Annotated in this window: 18 protein-coding genes and 1 tRNA gene; 16 read left to right on the top strand and 3 right to left on the bottom strand. The window is 67.5% G+C overall.

Annotated elements, in window-relative coordinates:
• The first annotated feature begins 196 nt into the window (after window positions 1-196).
• The 11 genes from ccmA (at window position 197) to XarjCFBP7645_RS08525 (ending at window position 9,423) form a co-directional block, all read left to right on the top strand.
• On the top strand, window positions 197-841 hold the full coding sequence (gene ccmA / locus XarjCFBP7645_RS08585; RefSeq protein WP_104537153.1) for a heme ABC exporter ATP-binding protein CcmA: 645 nt from the start codon (window positions 197-199) through the stop codon (window positions 839-841).
• Window positions 838-1,533, top strand: a complete 696-nt coding sequence (gene ccmB / locus XarjCFBP7645_RS08580) for a heme exporter protein CcmB (protein ID WP_104537152.1) — start codon at window positions 838-840, stop codon at window positions 1,531-1,533. Before ccmA ends, ccmB begins: the two co-directional genes overlap by 4 nt.
• Before the next feature lie 94 nt (window positions 1,534-1,627).
• On the top strand, window positions 1,628-2,380 hold the full coding sequence (gene ccmC, locus XarjCFBP7645_RS08575; protein ID WP_104537151.1) for a heme ABC transporter permease CcmC: 753 nt from the start codon (window positions 1,628-1,630) through the stop codon (window positions 2,378-2,380).
• Complete coding sequence (locus XarjCFBP7645_RS08570; protein WP_016904033.1) at window positions 2,377-2,547, top strand: heme exporter protein CcmD; 171 nt, start codon at window positions 2,377-2,379, stop codon at window positions 2,545-2,547. Before ccmC ends, XarjCFBP7645_RS08570 begins: the two co-directional genes overlap by 4 nt.
• Complete coding sequence (gene ccmE / locus XarjCFBP7645_RS08565) at window positions 2,544-3,014, top strand: cytochrome c maturation protein CcmE (RefSeq protein WP_104537150.1); 471 nt, start codon at window positions 2,544-2,546, stop codon at window positions 3,012-3,014. Before XarjCFBP7645_RS08570 ends, ccmE begins: the two co-directional genes overlap by 4 nt.
• A 171-nt stretch (window positions 3,015-3,185) precedes the next feature.
• The gene (locus tag XarjCFBP7645_RS08560; RefSeq protein WP_104537149.1) at window positions 3,186-5,123 is read left to right on the top strand and encodes a heme lyase CcmF/NrfE family subunit; all 1,938 of its coding nucleotides are present in this window, start codon (window positions 3,186-3,188) and stop codon (window positions 5,121-5,123) included.
• Entirely contained in the window at window positions 5,116-5,718 is a 603-nt protein-coding gene (locus XarjCFBP7645_RS08555; RefSeq protein WP_104537148.1) for a DsbE family thiol:disulfide interchange protein, read from the top strand. The genes XarjCFBP7645_RS08560 and XarjCFBP7645_RS08555 overlap by 8 nt, the downstream gene beginning before the upstream one ends.
• Window positions 5,715-6,149, top strand: coding sequence for a cytochrome c-type biogenesis protein (locus XarjCFBP7645_RS08550; protein ID WP_164739247.1), 435 nt, complete (start codon window positions 5,715-5,717; stop codon window positions 6,147-6,149). The genes XarjCFBP7645_RS08555 and XarjCFBP7645_RS08550 overlap by 4 nt, the downstream gene beginning before the upstream one ends.
• Window positions 6,149-7,162, top strand: coding sequence for a tetratricopeptide repeat protein (locus tag XarjCFBP7645_RS08545; RefSeq protein WP_181126260.1), 1,014 nt, complete (start codon window positions 6,149-6,151; stop codon window positions 7,160-7,162). Before XarjCFBP7645_RS08550 ends, XarjCFBP7645_RS08545 begins: the two co-directional genes overlap by 1 nt.
• Window positions 7,163-7,804: 642 nt before the next feature.
• Window positions 7,805-9,007 carry a homoserine O-acetyltransferase MetX gene (gene metX / locus XarjCFBP7645_RS08530; RefSeq protein WP_104537145.1) on the top strand — a complete coding sequence of 401 codons (1,203 nt, stop codon included), beginning with the start codon at window positions 7,805-7,807 and terminating at the stop codon, window positions 9,005-9,007.
• Window positions 9,001-9,423, top strand: coding sequence for a DUF1294 domain-containing protein (locus tag XarjCFBP7645_RS08525; RefSeq protein WP_104537144.1), 423 nt, complete (start codon window positions 9,001-9,003; stop codon window positions 9,421-9,423). Before metX ends, XarjCFBP7645_RS08525 begins: the two co-directional genes overlap by 7 nt.
• Window positions 9,424-9,480: 57 nt before the next feature.
• Here the strand turns inward: XarjCFBP7645_RS08525 and cydC are convergent, their stop codons facing one another.
• A complete protein-coding gene (gene cydC, locus XarjCFBP7645_RS08520) occupies window positions 9,481-11,157 on the bottom strand; it encodes a thiol reductant ABC exporter subunit CydC (protein ID WP_016904041.1) in 1,677 nt (558 codons plus the stop codon).
• Entirely contained in the window at window positions 11,154-12,869 is a 1,716-nt protein-coding gene (gene cydD / locus XarjCFBP7645_RS08515; RefSeq protein WP_104537870.1) for a thiol reductant ABC exporter subunit CydD, read from the bottom strand. The genes cydC and cydD overlap by 4 nt, the downstream gene beginning before the upstream one ends.
• A 178-nt stretch (window positions 12,870-13,047) precedes the next feature.
• Here cydD and XarjCFBP7645_RS08510 point away from each other — a divergent pair, with 178 nt between their 5' ends.
• The 5 genes from XarjCFBP7645_RS08510 (at window position 13,048) to XarjCFBP7645_RS08490 (ending at window position 17,523) form a co-directional block, all read left to right on the top strand.
• Window positions 13,048-14,670, top strand: a complete 1,623-nt coding sequence (locus XarjCFBP7645_RS08510; protein WP_104537869.1) for a cytochrome ubiquinol oxidase subunit I — start codon at window positions 13,048-13,050, stop codon at window positions 14,668-14,670.
• Window positions 14,671-14,686: 16 nt separating this feature from the next.
• Window positions 14,687-15,838, top strand: coding sequence for a cytochrome d ubiquinol oxidase subunit II (gene cydB, locus XarjCFBP7645_RS08505; RefSeq protein ID WP_104537143.1), 1,152 nt, complete (start codon window positions 14,687-14,689; stop codon window positions 15,836-15,838).
• Between the two features lie 86 nt (window positions 15,839-15,924).
• Complete coding sequence (gene cydX, locus XarjCFBP7645_RS08500) at window positions 15,925-16,035, top strand: cytochrome bd-I oxidase subunit CydX (RefSeq protein ID WP_016903201.1); 111 nt, start codon at window positions 15,925-15,927, stop codon at window positions 16,033-16,035.
• A gap of 61 nt (window positions 16,036-16,096) precedes the next feature.
• A tRNA-Pro gene (locus XarjCFBP7645_RS08495) sits at window positions 16,097-16,173 on the top strand.
• Between the two features lie 123 nt (window positions 16,174-16,296).
• Window positions 16,297-17,523 (top strand): CynX/NimT family MFS transporter, encoded by a 1,227-nt coding sequence (locus tag XarjCFBP7645_RS08490; RefSeq protein ID WP_047124341.1) that lies wholly within the window; start codon window positions 16,297-16,299, stop codon window positions 17,521-17,523.
• On the opposite strand, the gene XarjCFBP7645_RS08485 is transcribed toward XarjCFBP7645_RS08490, so the two are convergent.
• Window positions 17,504-19,417, bottom strand: a complete 1,914-nt coding sequence (locus XarjCFBP7645_RS08485; protein ID WP_104537141.1) for a CocE/NonD family hydrolase — start codon at window positions 19,415-19,417, stop codon at window positions 17,504-17,506. The genes XarjCFBP7645_RS08490 and XarjCFBP7645_RS08485 overlap by 20 nt on opposite strands.
• Between the last annotated feature and the right edge of the window lie 178 nt (window positions 19,418-19,595).

The following is a 19,595-nucleotide window of genomic DNA, read 5'->3' as shown; positions in this document are numbered from 1 at the left end:
GGCCTGTCCGGGCAACAAACGGGGGAACGCGAGTGTACGCAAAGCCGCCAGGCGGTTGCGCCCGACCGGTGCAAAACAGCGTTCCCGGACACATCATGCCGCCGAACGCGCCCCCGGCAGCGCGCCATCGTCGCTACAATGCGCGCCCTGCCTCGCCACCACCCATGCCGTCCTGCGACGGGAGCCCGCTGCGCCGATGATCGAACCGCTGCACACTGCGCCGCCGCTGCTGGCGGCGCGCGCGCTGGCTTTCAGCCGCAACGAGGAGCCGGTGTTCGGCCCGCTGGATTTCCATGTCGACGCCGGCGAGGCGCTACTGGTGCAAGGCGACAACGGCGCCGGCAAGACCACGCTGCTGCGGGTGCTGGCCGGGCTGCTGCAGGTGGAGCGCGGGCAGATCCAGATCGACGGCAAGACCGCGCGGCGTGGCGACCGCAGCCGCTTCATGGCCTATCTGGGCCATCTGCCGGGGCTGAAGGCCGATCTCAGCACGCTGCAGAACCTGCACTTCCTGTGCGGCTTGCATGGCCGCCGCGCCAAGCAGATGCCCGGCAGCGCGCTGGCCATCGTCGGCCTGGCCGGCTACGAGGATGCATTGGTGCGGCAGCTGTCGGCCGGCCAACGCAAACGTCTGGCGCTGGCACGGCTGTGGTTGTCGCCGGCCCCGCTGTGGCTGCTGGACGAGCCCTATGCCAACCTGGACCTGGACGGCATCACCCTGGTCAACCGGATGATCTCCGCGCACCTGCGCGGCGGTGGCGCGGCGCTGGTCACCACCCACGGCGCCTACGCGGCGCCGCCGGTGCGCACGCGCATGCTCACGCTGGAGGCGGCGGCATGAGCCTGCATTCGCCACAACCCTCGCTGTGGCAGGCCGCGCGCGCGCTGCTCAGCCGCGACCTGCAGCTGCTGTGGCGCCGTCGCAGCGATGCCTTGCAGCCGGCGCTGTTCGCCTTGCTGATGGTGGTGCTGTTCGCGCTGGGCCTGGGCGGTCGCCCGGACCTGCTGGCGCAGGCCGCACCGGCGGTGCTGTGGCTGTCGGTGCTGCTGGCCGGCCTGTTGTCGCTGGATACGCTGTTCCGCAGCGATGTGGAAGACGGCTCGATGGAGCAATGGCTGCTGGCGCCGGTGCCGTTGGCGTGGCTGATCGCGGTGCGCGTGCTGCTGCACTGGGCGACCAGCGCGCTGCCGTTGATCGCGGTGACGCCGCTGCTGGGCGAATTGCTGCACCTGCCACATGACCAACTACCGGTGCTGCTGGCATCGTTGGCGCTGGGCACACCGCTTCTGAGTCTGCTTGGCGCCGTGGTTGCGGCACTGACGGTGACGATGAAACGCTCTGGTATTCTCGTGGCGTTGCTGGCGTTGCCGTTGTACGTGCCGGTGCTGGTGTTCGGAGCCGGCAGTGTCGCGGCCAGCGGACAGGGACAGGATGCGGTGGGTGCGTTGTTGTTGCTGGGCGCCGGATTGGCGATCGGCGTGGTGCTGGCGCCGCTGGCTGCGGCTGCCGCGATCCGGATTTCGTTGAGTTGAGCCGTGCGGTCGAAGCGCTGTCGACAAGATGCTCCACGCACTGCGTTGTTGCTGTTTCGAGAGCCAATGCCATTCCAAAGGCTGCTGCCATCGCATGAACGTCGTTGCCCGCTGGTTCCACCAACTCGCCTCGCCTCCGATCTTCGACCGTTTCACTGCGCGCTGGGCGCCGTGGTGCTACGCCCTGGCCGCGGTGTTGCTGGGCGTGGGCATCTGGCAGGCCTTGTTTGCGGTACCGGCCGACTACCAGCAGGGCGATAGCTTCCGCATTCTGTATATCCATGTGCCGAGCGCGTGGATGAGCCTGTTCGTGTTCGGGCTGATGGCGGTGTACGCGGCGATCGCGCTGATCTGGCGCATCAAGATCTGCGAAATCCTGTCGATGGCCTGCGCGCCGATCGGCGCGGCGTTCACCGTGATCACCCTGTTGACCGGCAGCATCTGGGGCAAGCCGATGTGGGGCGCCTGGTGGGATTGGGACCCGCGCCTGACCACCGAGCTGATCCTGCTGTTCCTGTATCTGGGCGTGATCGGCCTGTATCAGGCCATCGACGATCGCCGTCAGGCCGCACGTGCGGCGGCCTTGCTGGCGATCGTCGGCGTGGCGCTGCTGCCGGTGATCCGCTATTCGGTGGTGTGGTGGAACTCGCTGCATCAGGGCCAGAGCATCCGCCTGCTCGGCCCGTCCAGCATCGATGCCAGCATGCTGCTGCCGCTGTGGCTGATGGTGGTCGGCACCAAGTTCTGGTTCGCCGGTTCGCTGCTGACGCGTGCGCGCGCCGACAACCTGCGCCGCGAGGCCGGCAAGGCCTGGATCGTGCGCGATGCGCCGGAGGGCGCGGCATGAGCTACCTGTCCTACGTCATCGCCGCCTACGCGGTGTTCGTGCTGGTGTTGCTGTGGGATCTGATCGCCGGCCGCTGGCAGGTGCGCCGCGCCGTGAGGATGGCGCAGGCGCGGCGTCTGCGCGAGCGCAAGCGCGCGGTGCCCACCGATGCGGAGCTGATCCGGTGAACACGCAACGGCGCCGCCGGATCTGGCTGGTGATCGCGCTGGTGCTGGCCGGCGGACTGGCGACCACGCTGGTGGCGATGGCCCTGCAGCGCAACGTGGCCTATCTGTACACACCGTCGGAAGTGCTGCGCGGCGACGCCGGCGAACACACGCGCTTCCGGCTCGGCGGCATGGTGGAAAAAGGCTCGTTCCAACGCGCATCCGGTTCGCTGGAAGCGCAGTTCCGCGTCACCGATGGCGATGCACGGTTGCCGGTGCGCTACGGCCGCATCCTGCCGGACCTGTTTCGCGAAGGACAGGCGGTGGTGGCGACCGGGCGCATGCAAAACGGCGTCTTCGTCGCCGAAGATGTGCTGGCGAAACACGACGAGACCTACATGCCGAAGGAAGTGGCCGACAAGATGGGCAGCGCGCACCGCAAGCACGCCGTGCCGGCGGCCGCAGACCAGACCGGAGCGCTGCGTTGATGGCGTGCGTCAGGACGTTCGTATTCCTGCACGGTGGTGGCTCGCACAGCGGTTACCTGGCTGACGACGTTGCTGTGCACCGGCAGGCGCGCGTGGACGCTGCATGGATGACGCTTCTGCCCTGCGCCCGCAAGCCTCGCACCACTGCATGCCTACCGATGCGCCGACCCGATGCTGCCTGAGCTCGGCACGTTCCTGCTGATCCTGGCGTTGCTGGTGGCCTTGGTGCAGGCCGCGCTGCCGCTGGCTGGTGCGCAGCGTGGGCGCAGCAGCTGGATGGCGGTCGCGCGGCCGGCCGCGTTGCTGCAGCTGGGCCTGATCGCAGCGGCCTTCGCACTGCTGACGCATGCCTTTCTGGTGCAGGATTTTTCGGTGCGCTATGTCGCCGAGAATTCCAACAGCCTGCTGCCGGTGATGTACCGCTATTCGGCGGTGTGGGGCGCGCACGAAGGCTCGTTGCTGCTGTGGACGCTGGTACTGGCGCTGTGGACCGGTGCAGTGGCGCTGTGGTCGCGGCAGTTGCCCATGCAGGTGGTGGCGCGCGTGCTCGGGGTGATGGCGCTGGTCAGCATCGGCTTCCTGGCCTTCCTGCTGTTCACCTCCAACCCGTTCGCGCGCGTGTTGCCGGTGCCGCTGGAAGGCGCCGATCTGAATCCGCTGTTGCAGGACCCGGGGCTGATCATCCATCCGCCGATGTTGTACTGCGGCTATGTCGGCTTTGCGGTGCCGTTCGCCTTCGCCATCGCCGCGTTGCTGGAAGGCCGCATGGATGCGCGCTGGCTGCGCTGGACGCGGCCATGGACCAACGTGGCCTGGGCGATGCTCACCGTCGGCATCGCACTCGGCAGCTGGTGGGCGTATTACGAGCTCGGCTGGGGCGGCTGGTGGTTCTGGGACCCGGTGGAAAACGCCAGTTTCATGCCGTGGCTGGTTGGCACCGCGTTGCTGCATTCGCAGGCAGTTACCGAAAAGCGCGGCAGCTTTGCCAGCTGGACCTTGCTGCTGGCGATCGCCGCCTTTTCGCTGTCGCTGCTGGGCACCTTCCTGGTGCGTTCGGGCGTGTTGACCAGCGTACATGCGTTTGCGGCCGATCCGTCGCGCGGCCTGTTCATTCTGGTGTTCCTGCTGGCGGTGGTCGGTGGTTCGCTGCTGCTGTACGCGTTGCGTGCGCCGCGCCTGTCGCTGGTCGACGATCCGCGCCGCGCATTCGCCGGCAGCTCGCGCGAAACCTTGCTGCTGTTGAACAACCTGCTGCTCACCTGCGCCTGCGCGATGGTGTTGCTGGGCACGCTGTATCCGCTGCTTGCCGACGCGCTGGGCCTGGGCAAGCTGTCGGTGGGGCCGCCCTACTTCGGTACGTTGTTCGTGGTGCTGATGGCGCCGCTGGTGGCGCTGTTGCCGTTCGGCCCGCTGACCCGCTGGCAGCGCGAGCAGGCCTCGCGCCCGCTGGCGATGCTCGCGCCGTGGGCGGGCCTGGCGGTTGCCGCAGGCGTGCTGTCCTGGTTCGCCGCGCCGCAGGGCCAGTGGAAGGCGGCGATCGGCGTGGCCGGCGCGGCCTGGGTGCTGCTGGGCACGCTGCGCTTTCTGTGGACGCGGCGCGCGGCCAAGGGCCGCAAGCTCACCGCCGAAATGCTGGGCATGGCGTTGGCGCACCTGGGCGTGGCGGTGTTCCTGGCCGGTGCGTTGCTGGTGGAATCGTTGAGCCTGCAGCGCGAGGTCGCACTGGCGCCCGGCCAGCAGATGCAGATCGGCCGCTACGCGCTGCACTTCGATAACGTCGAAGAACTGCGCGGGCCCAATTACGTCTCCGACCGTGCCAACCTGCAGGTGTTCAAGGACGATGCGCCGGTCGGCCTGCTGCATGCGGAAAAACGCCGCTACGCCAGCGGCGGGCAGACCTTGACCGAGGCGGCGATCCGTCCCGGCCCGTTCGGCGACCTGTATGTCGCGCTTGGCGAACCCCTGGGCAATCAGGCCTGGGCGGTCCGCGTCCACCTCAAACCGTTCGTCCGCTGGATCTGGCTGGGAGCGCTGCTGATGGCGCTTGGCGGCCTGGTCACCGCGGCCGACCGGCGTTTTCGTCGTTCTCCGGAGATCCAAGATGGTTGAGTCACGTTCACCCCGCCTGCCCACTGCGGTCCTGGTGGGTGCCATTGTGCTGCTGCTCGCGCTGGCAGCGCTGTTGGTCTATGCGGTGGTGCGCTCCGGTCAGGACGATCGCGATGCCCTGCCCTCTGCGCTGATCGGCAAGCCGGCGCCGGAGTTTGCGCTGCCGCTGCTGCACGACCCCAGCATCGTGGTGCATGCGCGCGAGCTGCGCGGCGCGCCGTACATCATCAATGTGTGGGGCAGCTGGTGCCCGGCCTGCCGCGAGGAGCATCCGGTATTGAGCCGCTTTGCGCTGACCAAGCGTGTGCGCGTGATCGGCTACAACTGGAAGGACGAGCGCACCGATGCACTGCGCTGGCTCGAGCAACTGGGCAACCCGTACCTGCTGGTGGTGGCCGACAAGGATGGCCGCACCGCAATCGACTTCGGCATCGCCGCGGCGCCGGAGACCTTTCTGGTCGACGGGCGCGGCGTGGTGCGCTGGAAGTACAGCGGCATGCTCACCCAGTCCGTCATCGACACCCAGCTGATTCCGGTGCTGCGCAAGATCGAGCGCTCGCCCCGTGCCGCACCGGACCTGCACGCCAAGCAATGATGCGTGCCTGGCTGCTGACGCTGCTGCTGTTGCCCTGGCTGGCCCTGGCCCAGCCGGCCGGTGACCCGGCGCCGCTGCGCTATGCCTCGGCCGACGAAGAGGCGCGCTTCCATGCGTTGACCGCCGAGCTGCGCTGCGTGCAGTGCCAGAACCAGTCACTGGCCGATTCCAATGCGCAGATCGCCCAGGACCTGCGCCGCGAAGTGCTGGCATTGATGCACGAAGGGCGCAGCGATGCGCAGATCCGCCAGTTCCTGGTGGCGCGCTATGGCGAGTTCGTGCTGTACCGCCCGCGTGTGGAATCGCGGACCTGGCTGTTGTGGTTCGGTCCGCTGCTGGCGCTGTTGATCGGCGGTGGCGCCGTCGCGTTGGTGGTGCGCCGACGCAGCGTGGCTGCGCCCGCCTTGCCCGCCGATGAGCAGGAGTGGTGATGGTCGGCTTCGTCATTGCGGTGGTGGTGCTGGCCCTGGTCGTCTTCGGCGTGGCGCTGCGGCCGCTGTGGCGCGATGCACGCGGGCTGACTGCCGGCATCGCGGTGTTGCTGCTGGCGGCGAGCGCGGCGCTGTATTGGCAGGTCGGCACGCCGGGCGCGATCCGGGCGCCCGCCGAGCGACCGGCCACGCCACGCTCGCTGGATGAAGCCATCGTGCAGCTGCGCGCGGCACTGGCGCGCAATCCCGACCGGGCCGAAGGCTGGGTGTTGCTGGGGCGCTCGCTGTCCAGCCAACAGAAATTTGCCGAAGCGCGCGATGCGTTTGCGCGCGCGGTCGCACTGCGTCCGGACGAGCCGGACGTACTGGTGGCTGCCGCGCAGTCGCGCATGCTCGCCGACGACAGCGGGCGCCCGGATCCGCAGGCCATGCGTCTGCTGGAACACGCGCTCAGCGTGCAACCGGACCATCAACGTGCACGCTGGTTCCTGGGTGTGGTGCAACGACAGGCCGGCCAGCCGGCCAGGGCCAGCGAGACCTGGGAGCCGTTGCTGCGTGTGGTCGATGCCGCGACCCGCCCCGGCCTGCTCGAACAGATCAATGCCGCGCGCCAGGAAGCCAGGCTGGCGCCGATCCAGGCACCGGCTGCAACTGCCATCGATGCAGCCAGCGGCAAACGCATCCAGGTGCGCGTGACGCTGGATGCCGCATTCGCAAAACGCGCCGGGTTGCCTGGCGACACCAGCGTGTTCGTGATTGCGCGCGCCGCCGACACGCCGATGCCGGTAGCGGTGGAAAAACACGCGCTGCGCGAGCTGCCGTTGACCATCACCCTGGACGACGGCGACAGCCCAATGCCGACGCGCACGCTGTCGTCGCTGGACACCGTGCAGGTGCTGGCACGGCTGTCGCGCAGCGGCAACGCGATGCGCCAGGCCGGCGATGTCGAAAGCGTGCCGGTGATGGTGGAACTGCCCACTGCCGCGCCGGTGGAGCTGGTGATCGGTCGCTGATTGCTCGCCACGTTTCGTTGCGATGCTTGAGGCCAATGGACCAAAAGCGGTTTACAAAACGCTGGCCGCGCCAACACGTTGTCAGCCGCTGTCAGCGTCATCTGGATAGTCCCGAGCCGCGTTCCCTCGCCGCGCCAGAGCGTGAGTCGGTTGCGTTGTTGAACATCATGCACACCGACCATCTCCACTGGTCCTTGCCCGCCCACCGTCGCGGGACCTTGAGCGGCATGGATGCCGCGCCAGAGCCTACACGGATGTACTTGCGGCGTGTCCCGCGATGGTGGGCAGGCAAGGGCCCTGCAAGCAAGCTCGCAACGTCGAGGGCAAGGACACCGCACCAGACAGTGTGCTGATTGTCTTGCTGAAAACCCTGCACACCGACCATCTCCACTGGTCCTTGCCCGCCCATCGTCGCGGGATCTTGAGCGGCATGGACGCCGCGCCAGAGCCTACAGGGACGTACTTGCGGCGTGTCCCGCGATGGTGGGCGGGCAAGGGCCCTGCAAGCAAGCCGCAGATCCGCCGCTCTGCAGAGTGGCATCACACAGCGCAACGACTCAAACCGATTCCCGATTCTCGATTCCCGATTCCCGATTCCCCATCCTGCACCCCGGCACCTGCCGTGGCAGATAGAATTGCCGCATGACTGAATTCATTCCCCCCGGCACGCTGTTCCACGCGCTGCCCTCGCCGTTTCCGATGAAGCGCGGTGGCGTGCTGCACCAGGCAAGCGTGGCCTACGAGACCTGGGGCACGCTGGCAGCCGATCGCAGCAATGCGGTGTTGATCGTTACCGGTCTGTCGCCTAACGCGCATGCCGCGGCAAATCAGGCCAATCCCGAGCCGGGCTGGTGGGAGGCGATGGTCGGGCCGGGCAAGCCGATCGATACCGAGCGCTGGTTCGTGGTCTGCGTCAATTCCCTGGGCAGCTGCAAGGGCTCGACTGGCCCGGCATCGATCGACCCCGCCAACGGCACGCCGTATCGCCTGGGCTTCCCGGAATTGTCGATCGAAGATGTCGCCGATGCCGCAGCCGACGTAGTGCGCGCGTTGGGCGTTGAACGACTGGCCTGTCTGATCGGCAACTCGATGGGCGGCATGACCGCACTGGCGTTGTTGCTGCGCCACCCCGGCATCGCGCACAGCCATATCAATATCTCCGGCAGTGCGCAGGCGCTGCCGTTCTCAATCGCGATCCGCTCGCTGCAGCGCGAAGCCATCCGCCTGGATCCGCACTGGAACGGCGGCCATTACGACGACATGCGTTACCCCGACTCGGGCATGCGCATGGCGCGCAAGCTCGGTGTGATCACCTACCGCTCGGCACTGGAATGGGACGGCCGTTTCGGCCGCGTGCGGCTGGATTCGGAGCAGGCCGCCGACGATCCGTTTGGCCTGGAATTCCAGGTCGAAAGTTATCTGGAAGGCCATGCCCGCCGCTTCGTGCGCTTCTTCGATCCCAACTGCTATCTCTATCTGAGCCGCTCGATGGACTGGTTCGATCTGGCCGAGTATGTCGACGACAGGCCGGCCATCGACGCCCATGCCGATGGCACGCAAGCCGGCAACGCTGCTGTCGCCGCCAAACCGGACACGGGCGTCTCGACCGACGCCACGGTGCTGGCCGGCCTGGCGCAGATCCGCATCGCGCGCGCCTTGGCGATTGGTGCCAATACCGACATCCTGTTCCCGGTGCAGCAACAGGAACAGATTGCCGAAGGCTTGCGCGCCGGCGGTGCCGACGCACACTTCATCGGGCTGGATTCGCCACAAGGCCACGATGCCTTCCTGGTCGACTTCGCGCGCTTCGGGCCGGCCGTGCGCGGCTTTCTGGACGCTTGCTGATTTCCAGACCTGCGCAACGGCATCGGGGCCCGTCCCGGCAGCACGGCCTGCCGCGCAAGACGCTGGCGCTGCTGTTTCTGACCGGCATGGCCGCGATGGTGGTTGCAGGTCGCCTGCCGGCGCTGCTGGCATTTTGGTATGCGGCTGCAAGCATCCTGGCGATGCTGGTCTACCGGCTCGACAAGAGCGCAGCCCAACGCGGCCGGCAACGCACACCGGAAGCCACCCTGCACCTCATCGCACTGCTGGGCGGGTGGCCGGGCGCGTTGCTGGCGCAGGCGCTGTTCCGGCATAAATCCAGCAAGGCAGCCTTCCAGCCGCGGTTCTGGATCACTGTCGTAGCGAACGTCGCCGCCTTGTATTGGGCATGCCGCCAACCTGCGCTGATGGCAGCACTCCACGCATTGCTGGGGTGAGCGGCGCCTGCGTGATACATGCGCACAACCGGTCAGTGCGAACCGGCAACAGCATCCTCAGGCCAACGGCTCCAGCGCACCGGCCCGCAGGCGATAGCGTCGCTGCACCACGCCATCGGGCACGCTGTCGTGGGTGATCATCACCAGGCTGCGTTCGCCCAGCGCGGCCGATAGATCCAGCAGCAGGGCGTGCGCGGTATCCACATCCAAGCCGTCGGTGGGTTCATCCAGCAGCAGGATCGGCGCCTCGCGCAGCAAGGCGCGCGCCAGCGCCAGCCGGCGCGCCTGGCCGGCCGAGAGCGTGGCGCCGTTTTCGCCGACCCAGGTGTCCAGGCCGTTCTGCGCGGTGGCCCAGGCGCGCAGACGCACCTGGTCCAGCGCGTTCCACATGGCCGCATCGCCTGCGCCGGCATCGCCGATGCGCAGGTTGTCGCGCACCGTGCCGGCAAACACCGGGGCATTCTGCGGCAGCCAGGCGATGCGTTGATGCCATTGCGCCTGCGCGAAGTGGCGCAGGTCGATATCGGCGTAGGTCACCTGCCCGGCCTGCGGGTCCCACAGCCGCAACAGCACTGCGGACAAGCTGCTCTTGCCGCTGCCGCTGTCGCCGCTGATGGCGATGCGCTCGCCAGGCGCCAGGCTCAGATCAAGCGCCTGCAGCAGCGCACGTCCACTGCCCGGCCACGCAAAACTGACCTGTTGCAGGCGCAGCGTGCCGCTGCGTGGCGCATCCACTGGCTGCGACGGATCGACGACCGACGGCGCCTGTTCGACGATGGACTGCAGGCGCCTGGCCGCAACGCGCGCGCTCTGCAGCGCCTGCAAGGCGAGCCCGGCGCCGGCCCAGACCTCCAGCAGCGCCATGGTCAGGAACACCAGCCCGGCCGCCATTTCCGCAGCGATCAATCCGCGTTCTGCCGCGCTCAACCCAAGCCACAACATGCCGGCCAGACCGATACCGCCGCAGACCGCATGCAGCAGATTGCCGCCGATCAGGCGACGGCGTTGCAGGCGATCGCCATCGACCACCGCCGCCGCCGTTGCATCGACCTGATGCAGCCAGGCACCTTGCGCATCCACCGCAGCGAGATCGGCCGCACCTTCCAGCCCCTCGAACGCCTGCGTGCGCAAGGCGGTGCGTTGCCGGGCGCGCAGCTGTTCGCGCTGCGCACCGCCGCGCGCCACCTGCCACGGCACCACGCCGCCGATGACCACGCCAACCACCACCAGCAACACGCCGGCCGGCGGATAGATCAGCGCCGCTGCCACCACGCCGGCCACCCAGATGCCGAGCAATGCGCTCAACGGCGCCAACGCGCGCACGCTCACGCCATCGACCTCGCCGATGTCGGACATCAACCGCGCCAGCAGATCGCCGGTGCGCGTGGCCGACAGGCGGCCCGGCGCCAGCGGCAACGCGCGGCGGAAGAACCACACGCGCAGATCGCGGGCGATGCGCAGCGTGGCGTCGTGGCCGATCAATTTTTCGCCATAACGCGAGACGATACGCGCGAAGGTCAGCGCGCGAATGCCGGCCGAGGGCGAAAAGAAATTGAAGCCGCTGCCCATGCCGGCGACACCGGCCAAGGCGGCGGCGGTCAGGAAACTGCCGGACAGGCCGAGCAAGCCCACGCCGGCCAGCATGGTGACCAGCACCAACAGCGCCGACAGCAGCAGGCGCCAGGCATGCCGGCGAAACACATCGCGCAGACGGTCGGGCTGTGTGTCGTTCATGGCAGCTCCGCTGCGACGGTGGCGCCGCGCAGGTCGACCACCGTATCGGCCCAGCGCATCACCTCCGCGCTGTGCGTGGCCAGCACCACCGCGCGACCGCGTGCGAACACACCCAGGGTGCGCAGCAACTCCGCTTCGGTGTCCGGATCGAGAAAGGCGGTAGGTTCGTCCAGCAGCAACAGGTCCGGCTCGCGCAGCAACAGCCGCGCCAGGGCCACCCGCCGCGCTTCACCACCGGACAGCCCGAAGCCGCGTTCGCCGATCTGCGTGTCCAGGCCCGCAGGCAGCTGCGCAGCGAAGCGCATCACCTGTGCGGCGTCGGCCACCGCATGCAGTCGCGCGGCGCCGGCCTGCGGATCGGCCAGGCGCAGGTTGTCGGCGATGCTGCCGTGAAACAGATACGGCCGCTGCGTGGCATAGCCGATGCGGGCCCCCGGACGCAGCAGCACGCTGCCGGCCTCCGGCGCAAGCCAGCCGGCCAGGCCCTCCAGCAAGGTGCTCTTGCCGCTGCCGCTGGCACCGATCACCGCCACGCGCTGCCCGGGCTGCAGGGTCAGCGAAAAATCCGCGACCACCGTGTGTGGCGCGCCCGGCGGCCGTAGCGCAAGAGCGCGCGCCTGCAGCAGCGGGCCGTGCGCCTGGGCCGGTTCCAGTGCGCGCAAGAGGGGCGCGGTCACCGGTAGCGTTGCCGATGGCGGCTCGAATCCTTCCAGCAGGCGCTCGGCTTCGGCCACCGCCGCCAGGGCATTGGCACGGTCGTGGTAGTGCGCGGCCAGCCGCCGCAACGGCGCAAAGAATTCCGGCGCCAGCAGCAGGCAGAACATGCCCACGCCCAGGGTCGGCAAGCCGTGCAGGTCCAGCATGCCCAGATAGGTCAGGCCGAAATACAGCGCCACGATCGCTACGCTCACCGAGGCGAAGAATTCCAGCACCGTGGACGACAGGAAGGCGATGCGCAGTACCTTGAGCGAGCGTTCGCGCACGCCTTCGGCTGCGGCGGCAATGCCGCTCAACTCGGCTTCGCCGCGGCCATACACGCGCAGCAGGCCCAGGCCCTTGAGGCGATCGGCAAAGTGCCCGCCCATGCGTGCCAGTTCGCTCAGCTGGTCGCGCCCGGCGGCTTCGGCACCCCAGCCCACCAGCATCATGAAGAACGGAATCAGCGGTGCGGTCAGCAGCAACACCAGGCCCACCACCCAGTCGACCGAAAACACCGCGATCAGGATCAACGGCGGCACCAGCGTCATTTCGGTGCGTGCGAGCTGGTAGCCGACGAAGTAGCCCTCCAGCGCATCGGTGTGCGCCAGGCTCAATTCGCCCAGTTCGCCGCTGCGTTGCCGGCGCAGCCATACCGGCCCGTGCTGCACCAGACGGCGCGCGATGCGGGCACGCAGTTCGCGCTTGGCCACATCGGCCACCTCGCCGGTCAGCGACTGCGCCCAGGCGTTGAGCACCGCGCGCCCTACCAGCGCAGCTACCAGCCCCGCCCCCACGTCGCGCAATTGCGCCAGCGCCAGATGCTGCACCAGCACCGCCTGCAGCAACCACGCGATCGCCGCCGCCTGCGCCAGCAGCAGCACGCCGGCCGCCGCCACCGCCACGCCGGCCAGGCGCCGCGCACGCGTGGCCGGGGTCGCCAGGGCATCCAGCCATTGGCCGCGTTGACGGCGCTGGGCTGGCGTTTCGCTGGCTCGCACGCTGGGCTGGCTCACATCGCTCTCAAGGAAGACATCGTGTTGCAAGCGATTGTAAGTCGCCACTTCCCGCTACGGGCTGCGCATTGTGCCGCACCCGCCCCCCTCGGCATTGATCTGGATCAACGCGCGGGTCGCGGCATGCGCAGATGATCGGCTGCATTCCTTCATCGACACCCAACCAGGCCCATCCGCCATGATCGACTCGACAGTTGTTGAACTGTCGCGGCTGCAGTTCGCAGTCACCGCGATGTACCACTTCATCTTTCCGCCGCTGACCATGGGCCTGTCGTTCCTGCTCGGCATCATGGAGAGCGTCTATGTGATGACCGGCAAGGACATCTGGCGGCGCATGACAATGTTCTGGGGCGTGCTGTTCGGCATCAACTTCGCCATGGGCGTGGGCACCGGCATCGTGATGGAGTTCGAGTTCGGCATGAACTGGTCCTACTACAGCCATTACGTCGGCGACATCTTCGGTGCGCCGCTGGCGATCGAAGGGCTGATGGCGTTCTTTCTGGAAGCGACCTTCCTGGGCCTGTTCTTTCTCGGCTGGAACCGGCTGAGCAAGGTGCAGCATCTGGCCACCACCTGGCTGGTGGCGCTGGGCAGCAACTTCTCGGCACTGTGGATCCTGATCGCCAACGGCTGGATGCAGAATCCGACCGGCGCGGTGTTCAACCCGGACACCATGCGCATGGAAGTGGTCGATTTCATGGCGGTGCTGTTCAACCCGGTGGCGCAGGCCAAGTTCGTGCATACCGTCAGCGCCGGCTACGTGCTCGGTGCGGTGTTCGTGATGTCGATCAGCGCGTTGTATCTGCTGCGCGGCAAGCATGTGGACATGGCGCGGCGTTCGTTCGCGGTGGCTGCCGCGTTCGGCCTGTTGTCCTCGCTGTCGGTGGTAGTGCTCGGCGATGAGAGCGGCTATGCCGCCAACGAGCATCAGAAAATGAAACTGGCGGCGATCGAGGCGATGTGGGAAACCGAAGCCGCGCCGGCCGACTTCACCGCGTTCGGCATTCCCAACCAGCAGACCCATCGCAACGACTACGCGGTCAAGATCCCGTTCCTGATGGGTTTGATCGCCACACGTTCGCTGGACCAGCCGATCCCCGGCATCCTGGAACTGGTCGGCCGTGCCGAACATCGCATCCGCGGCGGCCAGATCGCCTACGGCGCGCTGGAGCGCATCCGCGCCAACAAGGACGATGCCGAAGCGCGCAAGGTCTTCGATGCGCATTGGCAGGATCTGGGCCATGGCCTGCTGCTCAAGCGCTATCGCGACGATATCGGCAATGCCACTCCGCAGCAGATCGCCCAGGCCGCCATGGACACCGTGCCGCGGGTGCTGCCGCTGTTCTGGACCTTCCGCATCATGGCCGCCATCGGCATCTACCTGATCGCCTTCTTCGCCATCGCGTTCTGGTTTGCCTGCAAGCACAACTTCCAGGAAAAACGCTGGTTTCTGACCCTGGCCCTGTGGAGCCTGCCGCTGCCGTGGATCGCGATCGAGTGCGGTTGGTTCGTGGCCGAGTACGGCCGCCAGCCGTGGGCGGTGGAAGGCGTGCTGCCGACCTTCTATGCCGCGTCGGGACTGGACCTGTACGAAATCGTGTTGACCCTGGTCGGCTTCACCGCGCTGTACACCACGCTGCTGGTGATCGCGATCAAGCTGTCGCTGAAGACGATCCGCAAGGGCCCGGATGCGCTGTTTCCACCGATCCAACGCACCCCGTCGCCACACAGCAGCTCGCCCCACGCGTCCTCACCCGACGCCCCATTGAGCACCGGCGCACTGGCCGGCGGCGCACCGTAAGCCAGGAGAGACAACCATGGATTTCATCTTGCTCGACTACACCACATTGCGCGTGATCTGGTGGCTGTTGCTCGGCGTACTGCTGTCCGGTTACGCGGTGATGGGCGGCTTCGATCTGGGCGTCAGCACCTTGCTGCCGCTGGTCGCCCGCAACGATGCCGAGCGCCGGCTGGTGATCAACACCATCGGCCCTGTCTGGGAAGGCAACCAGGTGTGGCTGATCCTGGGCGGCGGCGCAATCTTCGCCGCGTTCCCGCCGTTGTATGCGGTGAGTTTTTCCGGGTTCTATCTGGCGATGTTCCTGATCCTGTTCGCGCTGATCCTGCGCCCGGTCGGGTTCAAGTTCCGCGGCAAGCTGGTCGACCAGCGCTGGCGCAACACCTGGGATTGGGCGTTGTTCGTCGGCGGCTGCATTCCGGCGCTGATCATGGGCGTGGCGGTCGGCAATGTGCTGCTCGGTGTGCCGTTCCACTTCGATGCCAGCATGCGCACGTTCTACACCGGCAACCTGTTCGGGCTGCTGACGCCGTTCGCGCTGCTCGCCGGTCTGCTCAGCGTGGCGATGTTGATGGCGCACGGCGCGGCCATGCTGGTGCTCAAGACCGATGGACCGGTCGCCGAGCGTGCGGCGCGTTTCGGCAGCATCGCCGCGCTCTGCGCGGTGGCGCTGTTTGCCGCTGCCGGTGCATGGGTGGCGCTGGGTCTGCCGGGTTATGCAGTGACCTCGATCCTGGCCACCGACGCGCCGACCAATCCACTGGCCAAGACCGCCGCTCTCACCGCGGCCGGCGGCTGGCTGCACAACTACAGCAGCATGCCGGCCACCCTGATCGCACCGCTGGTTGGCCTGGTCGGGCTGGCGATGAATGCGCTGCTGTTGCGTGTGCGGCGCGGCGGCCTGGCGTTCATCGCCTCGGGTTTCGCCATCGTCGGCATCGTCTTCACCGTCGGCTTTGCGTTGTTCCCGTTCCTGTTGCCCTCGTCCACCGCACCGAGCGCAAGCCTGACGCTGTGGGACGCCTCCAGCAGCCGTCTGACGCTATGGATCATGCTGCTGGCGACCACGCTGTTCATGCCGATCGTGCTGGCCTACACAAGCTGGGTCTATCGCGTGCTCAAGGGCAAGGTCACCGCCGACGAACTGTCGGCCAATCCAAACGCCTACTGAGCAAGCCCCGCTGCGCTGCTGCGCGCATGGCGCCCGCGGCGGGCCTTCAACGTCTCACGTATTTCAACGACTCAAGGAGAATGACAATGTGGTATTTCGCCTGGATCCTCGGCACCGGTCTGGCCGCACTGGCTGCGGTGCTCAACGGCATGTGGTTCGAAGCACGCGAGCCCGAGCGTGGCCAGCCGCATCGGTAAAAAATATTTTCGATAGATGCTTGCCGATCTGGCATTCCCTATGTAACATACGCGGCTCCTTCGGGGTGTAGCTCAGTCTGGTAGAGCGCTACGTTCGGGACGTAGAGGTCGCAGGTTCGAATCCTGTCTCCCCGACCAGTTTCAAAACACAAAACCGGCCTCGTGCCGGTTTTGTGTTTTCAGGCGCTGGCGCATGCAGGTGCGCAGTGCGGATGGTCTGTCATGTCTGTTGTCATTGCCGCTGCCTCCCCGTCCGCCCGGTTGCGTGGTCGCGGCCTGGTGCTGGCTGCCATTTTGTTGTCCGCCTTCAATCTGCGCACCGCGGTGACCTCGTTGACGCCGCTGCTGGAACGCATTGCCGACGAGTACGCATTCGGCGCGCCCACCATGGGCGCGCTCGGCATGTTGCCGACCGCGGCATTCGCATTGACCGGGGTTGCCACGCCGGCGTTGCTGCGCCGCTTCGGCCTGCTGCGCACGGCACTGCTGTCGATGGCATTGGCCACCCTCGGCCTGGTGTTGCGCCCGCTGTTGCCCCAGACCACCGGACTGTTCATCGGATCGCTGGTGGCGCTGGCCGGCATGGGCATGGGCAACGTGGTGCTGCCGCCGCTGGTGAAGCGCTATTTCGGCGATCGCGTCGGCGGCGTCAGCACGCTCTACATCACCGTGCTGCAGGTCGGCACCCTGCTGCCGGCACTGCTGGCGGTACCGGTGGCCGATGCGCTGGGCTGGCGCAGCTCGATGGTGGTGTGGGTGTTGCCGGCGCTGCTGGCACTGGTGGCCTGGGCCATGGTGCACACCAACCACCGCCGTCTCCGCGCGACCGGACCGGCACCGGTCACGCCCACGCCCGAAGCCGAGGGCCGCGTGGCACGCACCGCCCTGGGCTGGAGCATGGCGATGACCTTCGGCATGACCTCGCTGGTCACCTATTCGATGTTCACCTGGTTGCCGACCCTGCTGCGCGAAGCCGGCGCCTCGCCCGCGTTCGGCGGCACCATGGTGGCGTTGTTCGCCGCACTGGGCATGGTCGGTGCCTTGACCATGCCGGCGCTGGCAGTGCGCATGCGCAACCCGTTTCCGATCGTGCTGCTGTGCGCGGCCTGCCATCTGGTCGCGTTCGCCGGGCTGTGGTGGGCGCCATTGGCCGCGCCGATCCTGTGGGTGACCCTGCTCGGCCTGGGGCCGAGCACGTTTCCGCTGGCATTGGTGCTGGTCAACCAGCGTAGCCGCACCGCGGCCGGCTCGGCCGCCCTGTCCGGGTTTTCGCAGGGCATGGGCTATGCGATGAGCTGCCTGGGACCGTTCCTGTTCGGCTGGCTGCACGCCCACCACGGCGGCTGGACCTCGCCATTCGCCTTCCTGGTGATCTGCATCCTGCTGCAACTGGCGGCAGCCTGGGTGGCCTGCCGCCCGCAGTTGCTGGAAGACGTCTGGGCGCCGCCGCCACGCGGCGCCCGCGCGGTCAACGTACCGGCAGACTGATGTAGCTGGGCTGCTCGGGGCTCACATAGATGCGCTGGGTGGCCTTTCGATAATCGCCGGGCTTGGCGAAGAAGATGTTGTCCACGTAGGTCTGCGGGTTGCGGTCGTACAGCGGAAACAGGCTGGACTGCACCTGCACCATCACCCGGTGGCCCGGCTGGAAGGTGTGGTTGGCGGTCGGCAGGCCGAACTGGAACGCCAGCGGCTGATTGGACGCCAGCGGCTTGGGCGTGCTGAAACTCTCGCGATAGCGGCCGCGGAAGATCGCCAGCGACACCGGCAGCTGGTAGCCGCCCATCTTGGGACTGGACGCCATCTCGTCGGGATACACGTCGATCAGTTTCACCACCCAGTCGCTGTCGCTGCCGCTGGTGGAGGCCTGCAGATGCACTTCCGGTGCGCCGGCGATTTGCAGGGGTTCGGTCAGCGGCTCGGTGACGAAGGTCAGCACATCCGGGCGGCCGTCGACGAAGCGCTGGTCCTGCACCAGCCAGGTGGTCCACATGCTGCGATCGCCGAAGTCCACCGGGCGCGGCACGAACGGCACCGGCTTGGCCGGGTCGGCCACGTATTCCTCGAAGCCCGGCTGCCCCGCCGCCGGCCGCTGGAACGACAGCTTGCCGCCGGCCTGCAGGTACAGCGGTTTGCTGGCCGCGGCACAACCCTTGGCGCAGCTGCGCGGCCAGGCCTGCAGACGGTCCCAGTGATTCTCTCCGGTGTTGTAGATGAACACCGGCGGCGTGCTCGCCTTGGGCGCGCCATCGACCAGGTATTGGTCGAAGAACGGGCGCAGCACGTCGTGACGGAACTGGCGCGCGGTATCGCCGTCGAAATTCAATGCGCCCAGCGCGCTGCCGTCGTAGTTGACCTGGCTGTGCCGCCACGGGCCCATCACCAGGTAGTTGAGCGTATTGCCCTTGTCGCGCGGCTCCATCGCCGCGTAGCTATGAATCGCGCCCCACATGTCCTCCTGGTCCCACAGCCCCTGCAGCCACATGGTCGGCACCTTGAGCGGCGTGCGCGCCATCACCTTGTCCAGCGCCTGCTCCTGCCAGAACGTGTCGTAGGCGGCGTGTTCGGTGAGCTTGTGCCACCACGGCAGCTGCTCCAGGCCGGCGGCCTTGGCGAAATCCCCCGCCGAGCCGGCACGCAGCAGGTTGCTGTAGTCGTCATGGCCCTGGCGCGCGATGCCGATGCCCTTGCCGCGCTGGGTGAGCTGGCCGGTGAAATAGTCGAAGTTGACCTGGCGGAACGCACCATAGTTGAACCAGTCGTCGCCCATCCAGCCGTCGATCATCGGGCTTTCCGGCACTGCGACCTTGAGCGCCGGATGCGGGTTGGTCAACGCCATCACCACGGTGAAACCTTCGTAGGACGAGCCGATCATGCCGACCCTGCCGTTGGACTCCTTCACGTTCTTCACCAGCCAGTCGATGGTGTCCCAGGCATCGGTGGCATGGTCCACCTCGCTGGGATTGAGCGCACCGCGCAGCGGCCGGGTCATCACGTAATCGCCTTCCGAGCCGTACTTGCCGCGCACGTCCTGGATCACGCGGATGTAGCCGCCTTCCACGAACACGTCATCACCCTGTGCGAGCAGGTCCTTCATATGCGGCGAGGCCATGCGCTCGGTGCGCCCACTGGCGTTGTACGGGGTGCGCGTCAGCACCATCGGTGCGTTGCGTGCGCCCTTGGGCAGCACGATCACCGTATGCAGCTTGACCCCGTCGCGCATCGGGATCATCACCTCGCGCTTGATGTAGTCGTTGGCGGCATCGCTGGCCACGAACGGCTTGCCGGTGATGTCCGGCGTCATCGGCGAGGTTTGCGCCAGCGCGCCGCCGGTGGCGGCGGCAATGGCGGTGGCGAGCAGGCAGGCGGCAAAACGGCGCATCGACGACTCCGGAACGTGCGGGGCAGCCGTCGACTGTAGGCAGGGTGCGGCCTGCCGGGGGAGTGTCAAAGGTCGTGGTCGCCGCGCCTGCCCGTGGCTGCATGGAAAGCCGCATCGTCGCCGGAGCCATCCGACCTCGGCGCCGCTCGGGACGGATGAAGCTGCTTTCGGCTGCGCC

Source organism: Xanthomonas arboricola, from assembly GCF_002940665.1.
GTDB classification, from domain to species: domain Bacteria; phylum Pseudomonadota; class Gammaproteobacteria; order Xanthomonadales; family Xanthomonadaceae; genus Xanthomonas; species Xanthomonas arboricola_B.
This window is presented reverse-complemented; position numbering and strand designations above follow the sequence as displayed.